The organism is Bradyrhizobium sp. (genome assembly GCF_049691595.1).
Classification (GTDB): domain Bacteria; phylum Pseudomonadota; class Alphaproteobacteria; order Rhizobiales; family Xanthobacteraceae; genus Bradyrhizobium.
On record NZ_JBAVNZ010000077.1, the window covers coordinates 1 to 5359 of the forward strand.

The window sequence follows — 5359 nt, forward strand, 5'->3', positions numbered from 1 at the left end:
GTCCGCCACCGACGCGCACCGCCTCGCGGCCGGAACCGGCGGCCGGGCTGGACGGCTGGCTGCTGGAGCGGCTGTTCGGCGGTAACCGCTAATCCTCGATCCCGTAGCGATGCAGGTCGTTGCCGTAGGTATCGAGCCAGCGCTTGGCGCGCTCGACGGAGGGGCAGGCCTTGCCGACGATCCGCCAAAACCGCGACGAATGGTTCATCTCGACGAGATGGGCCACTTCATGCGCGGCGAGGTAGTCGAGCACGAAGGGCGGTGCCAGGATCAGCCGCCATGAGAACGACAGCGACCCCGCCGAGGTGCACGATCCCCAGCGGCTCGACTGATCGCGAATTGACACCCGCCGGACCCGCACGCCCAATTCCCCGGCATAGGCCAACGATGCCTTGTGCAAATCCTTGCGCGCTTCGCGCTTGAGGTAGTCGTGCACACGCCGGTCCATATGGTCGACGCCGCCGGCGACGCAGAGGATCTTCTCGCCACTGTCGCGGGTTTCCGTCCACACCGTGCCGCGCACGCCCGCGCGATGCACCAGCCGATGCGGCAGGCCGCGCAGCGGCACCACGGTGCCTGCGGTGAACGGGGCTGCCTTCGGCAAACGGCCAAGACGCGCGGCGATCCAGCCGCCGTGCAACTGCGCGAAATCCTTGGCCTCCGCGATCGTTCCGCGCGGCGGCATGGTGAGGATCGCTTCGCGGTCGGTCGGATGAATGCGCAGGGTATAGCGGCGGGCGCGCCGGTGCCGGCGCAGCCTGATCGCGAAGACTTGCGAGCCATGTTTGACCAAAACAGTCGAGGGTTCGGCAGGCCGCCGATAAAGGAGCGCGCGAGTGGCCATGTCTGAAAGTCCGGGGAGCAGGAGTTCGCCCGGATTCTGCCATATCCGCCGCCAGTGAAATCGCTCGGCGCAAAAACAAATCATTTGCCCAATATACAGGGGCTTGGCGACCGATGGCCTCTACAGGAAGGGGCTTGGCACAAAAAAATGTGGCAAGAACAGCTCTCAAGAGGGCCCTCAAGAAATGAGGTCACACTCATTCCTTCAGAAGACAGCGAATCGAGATTCTTTAAATTAATTCAGAGGCTTATCGACCCGACCGAATCGGTGCCGGAATCACGGCTATTCGGCTGCTGCCACCAAAGACAGCTTGGTGCTCGCCGCCGACACCATGAAATCGGAGATGCGCGGCACGATTTCCGAGCGGAAGCGCGAACCATTGAACACGCCGTAGTGACCGACGCCTTTCTGCACGTAATGCACGCGGCCATGATCGGGAATCGAGGTGCACAGCGCATGGGTCGCTTCGGTCTGACCGAGACCCGAGATATCGTCGTTCTCGCCTTCCACCGTCATCAGCGCCACGCGCCTGATCTTCGACGGATCGACCGGCTTGCCGCGGTGGGTCATTTCGCCCTTCGGCAGCGCATGCTTGACGAACACCAGATCGACGGTCTGCAGATAATACTCCGCCGTCAGATCCATGACCGCGAGATACTCGTCATAGAATTCGCGGTGCTTGTCGGCCAGGTCGCCGTCGCCCTTCACCAGATGGCTGAACAGGTTCTTGTGCGCGTCCATATGGCGGTCGAAATTCATGCTGATGAAGCCGTTGAGCTGCAGGAAGCCCGGATAGACGTCGCGCATCACCCCGGGATGCGGGAACGGCACCTTGGTGATGACATGGTTGCGGAACCATTCGATGCCGCGCTGGGCCGCGAGATCGTTGACCGCGGTCGGATTGCGGCGGGTGTCGATCGGGCCGCCCATCAGCGTCATCGACAGCGGCACATAAGGATCGCGCGCGGCTTCCATGACCGAAACCGCCGCCACGACGGGTACCGAAGGCTGGCATACCGCGATGACGTGCATCTTGCCGCCGAGCACATGCAGCATCTCGATCACGTAATCGACGTAATCCTCGAGGTCGAAGCGGCCCTCGGTGACCGGCACCATCCGCGCGTCGGACCAGTCGGTGATGTAGACTTCATGCGTCGGCAGAAAGGCTTCGACTGTGCCGCGCAACAGCGTCGCATAGTGGCCGGACATCGGCGCCACGATCAGCACCCGCGGCTGCGGCCTGCTCAACGGCCGCGTCAGCTTGCGATCGAAATACAGCAGGCGGCAGAACGGCTTTTCCCAGATCGAGCGGGCCTCGACCTGCGTGCGCACGCCGTTGACCTCGGTGGTATCGAGCCCCCATTCGGGCTTGCCGTAACGCCGCGTCGTCCGCTCGAACAATTCGCAGCCGGCGGCGATCGATTTGCCGAACCGGGTGTGCGTCCATGGATTGAGCGGATTCTGGAACAGGATTTTGGTGGCGTCGGTCACGGCACGAGCCGGATTGAGCGACGCATGCGCCATCTCATACATCCAGTACATCGGCCTCGTAAGCGCCGGACTGCCCTCGGCTACGAGCGGCGGAGCACCGCCAAATTCACCAATCGGCATTACTTTTGATCCCTGTTTTGCGCCGCAGCATACTGCCGAATGCGTAACAATGCGTCAATGGACGGATCGATCCGTCCATGTGTGGAGGCAGGCTGAATATCCCGTAAATCAACGGGAAACTAACCTTTATTCGCCTCCCCCGAGCAGCGAGCCTTGACGCTTGGCGCTGCGCAAAAGCGCATGAAAGATCGCAAATGACGCAATAAACAGCACCACATTGATCGCCAGCGCCGACATCATCAGCTCGGCGCGGAACACATGGTCGATCAACAGCGCCCGCATGCCCTCGAATACATAGGTCGGCGGCAGCGTCCAGGCAAGATATTGCAGCCAATGCGGCAGCACGCTCACCGGATAATAGATGCAGGCAAGCGGCATCAGCCCGAACATCAGCGTCCAGACGATGCTCTCGGCGCCCAGCCCGTTGCGCAGCACCAGGCCCGACACGAAGATGCCGATCGACCAGCTGGTGAAGATCAGGTTGCAGAAGAAAGCGATCAGCGGCAGCCCGATGCCGAAGAAATTGAAGTCGAAGAAGAACAACGCCAGCAGCGTCATCGGGATCACGCCGATCGCAAGCCGGATCAGGCTCATGATCATCAGCGAGATCAGGAACTCGATCGGCTTCAGCGGGCTCATCATCAGGTTGCCGAGATTGCGCGCCCACATTTCCTCCAGGAACGAGATGGAAAAGCCGAGCTGGCCGCGGAACAGGATGTCCCACAGGATCACGGCGCCGATCAGCGAGCCGCCGGCGCGCGCGAAAAACCCCGACGTCTGCGAGATGTAACTCTGCAGAAAGCCCCAGGTGATGATCTGCAGCGCCGGCCAGTAGATCAATTCCAAGAGGCGCGGCCATGACGACATCAGGAGATACCAGTAGCGCAGCACCATCGCGTAAATGCGATGCGGCGAAATCCCGCGGCTTGCAACGGTCACGCTCACGACGCGCCCTCCCGCGCCCGGCCGCGGGCGACGTCGAGGAAGACTTCCTCCAGCGTGGCGCGGTTGTAACGCGCCAGGATCTGGTCGGGGCTGTCGTCGTCCTCGATGCGGCCGCGCTTCATGATGATGACGCGGTCGCACAGCCGTTCCACCTCCAGCATGTTGTGCGAGGCCAGAAGGATGGTCGCGTCATGCGCCTTGCGATAGTCCTGCAGATGCTGCCGGACCCAGTCGGCGGTATCGGGATCGAGCGACGCCGTCGGCTCGTCCAAGAGCAAGAGCTCAGGCTGGTTGATCAGCGCTTTGGCCAGGGCGACGCGCGTCTTCTGGCCGGCGGAGAGCTTTCCGTTGGCGCGGTCGAGGAAATCGCCGAGATCGAGATCGGAAGCGAGCTGCTCGATCCGTTCGCGCAAATTTTCGACCGCGTAGAGGCGGCCGAAGATGGCGAGGTTCTGCCGCACCGTGAGCCGCATCGGCATATCGACATAGGGGCTTTCGAAATTCATCCTGCCCAGCACGTCCGCGCTTTGCTCGGGCATCGAAGCGCCCAGCACCCGGATGCGGCCCGAGGTCGGCAGCACCAGCCCCATGATCATGGCGATGGTCGTGGTCTTGCCGGCGCCGTTGCCGCCGAGCAGGCCGGTGACGCTGCCGCGCGCGATGCGAAACGTCACATCGTCGACGGCGCGGGTGGTCTTGTACAGTTTCACCAGATGCGCGACCTCGATCGCGGCGGATCCTGCCGGATCGGCCGCGGACGCCGGACTGCGAGTTCCGTCATTGTTCACCATGCGGGCCGTTCATTGCGGCATCGCGGCGGCAAGCGCAAGGCTTTGGGCGGAGGGGCTGACAGCCTCGGCGCGGCCCTGGCGCGGTTTGTGATCGCAAGGCAGCACCGCTAGACTGCCGCCATGACCGACGTTGCAGCCTCCGATTTCCGCCATCCGCGCCGCTATGTCCGTCTCGATACGATCTTGCGGCTGCGCTGGCTCGCCGTGCTCGGCCAGCTTGCCGCGATTTTCATCGTCGCGCAGGGGCTGGAATTCGATGTTCCGGTGGTTCCCTGCGTTGCCATCGTCGGCCTTTCGGCGCTGCTCAATCTCACGCTGCAGACCGCCTTCAACCCGATGCAGCGGCTGGAGCCGGTCTATGCGGCGGCGTTGCTCGCGCTCAACATCGTCGAACTGGCCGGGCTATTGTTCTTCACCGGCGGGCTGCAGAATCCCTTTTCGTTCCTGTTTCTCGCCCCGGTCCTGATTTCGGCGACGGCGCTGCCGATCCGGCTGACGATCGCGCTCGGTTTGCTCGCAATGGCCTGTGCCTCGACGCTGGTATTCTTTCACTACCCGCTGCCGTGGGACAGCGATGACCCCCTGGTGCTGCCGCCGATCTATTTGTTCGGCGTCTGGCTCTCGATCCTGCTCGCGATCGGCGTCACCAGTCTCTATGCGTTTCAGGTCACCGAGGAAGCCCGCAAGCTTTCGGACGCGCTCGCCGCAACCGAACTGGTGCTGACGCGCGAACAGCATCTCACCCAGCTCGACGGCCTCGCCGCCGCCGCTGCGCACGAACTCGGCACGCCGCTGTCGACCATTTTCCTGATCTCGCGCGAACTGGAAAAGACCGTGCACGACAGCCAGATCGCGGGCGATCTGAAAACCCTGCGTGAGCAGGCCCAGCGTTGCCGCGACATCCTGGGCAAGATCACCCAGCTTTCCCCGGGCGGCACGCCGTTCGACCGCATGAAGCTGTCGACGCTGATCGAGGAGGCGGTGGCGCCGCATCGCGATTTTGGGATCGCGATCAAGGTGCGGCTTGCTGTCGCAGGCGCGCGCGAGCCGGTCGGCGCCCGCAATCCTGCGATCCTCTATGGCGTCGGCAATATCCTGGAAAACGCGGTCGATTTCGCCCGGGAAACTGTCGAAGTGAACGCGTGGTGGAACGCGGAGACGGTCGAGA

Annotated in this window: 5 protein-coding genes; 1 reads left to right on the top strand and 4 read right to left on the bottom strand. The window is 63.0% G+C overall.

The genetic code is table 11. The features are described 5' to 3' along the window. Positions 1–88: 88 nt before the first annotated feature. From WCE35_RS03760 to WCE35_RS03775, 4 genes are all read right to left on the bottom strand, one after another. Positions 89–928: a M48 family metallopeptidase gene (locus WCE35_RS03760; protein ID WP_424592000.1), complete on the bottom strand. Its 840-nt coding sequence runs from the start codon at positions 926–928 to the stop codon at positions 89–91. A 198-nt stretch (positions 929–1126) separates the two neighbouring features. Continuing rightward, positions 1127–2455 carry a polyhydroxyalkanoate depolymerase gene (locus WCE35_RS03765; protein ID WP_424592001.1) on the bottom strand — a complete coding sequence of 443 codons (1329 nt, stop codon included), beginning with the start codon at positions 2453–2455 and terminating at the stop codon, positions 1127–1129. 126 nt (positions 2456–2581) lie between these two features. Further along, positions 2582–3349, bottom strand: a complete 768-nt coding sequence (locus WCE35_RS03770; RefSeq protein WP_424592004.1) for an ABC transporter permease — start codon at positions 3347–3349, stop codon at positions 2582–2584. Between the two features lie 47 nt (positions 3350–3396). Continuing rightward, a complete protein-coding gene (locus WCE35_RS03775) occupies positions 3397–4191 on the bottom strand; it encodes an ABC transporter ATP-binding protein (RefSeq protein ID WP_424592002.1) in 795 nt (264 codons plus the stop codon). Between the two features lie 120 nt (positions 4192–4311). On the opposite strand from WCE35_RS03775, the gene WCE35_RS03780 reads away from it, so the two are divergent. Continuing rightward, a partial coding sequence (locus tag WCE35_RS03780) for an ActS/PrrB/RegB family redox-sensitive histidine kinase (protein WP_424592003.1) occupies positions 4312–5359 on the top strand: 1048 nt, incomplete at its 3' end.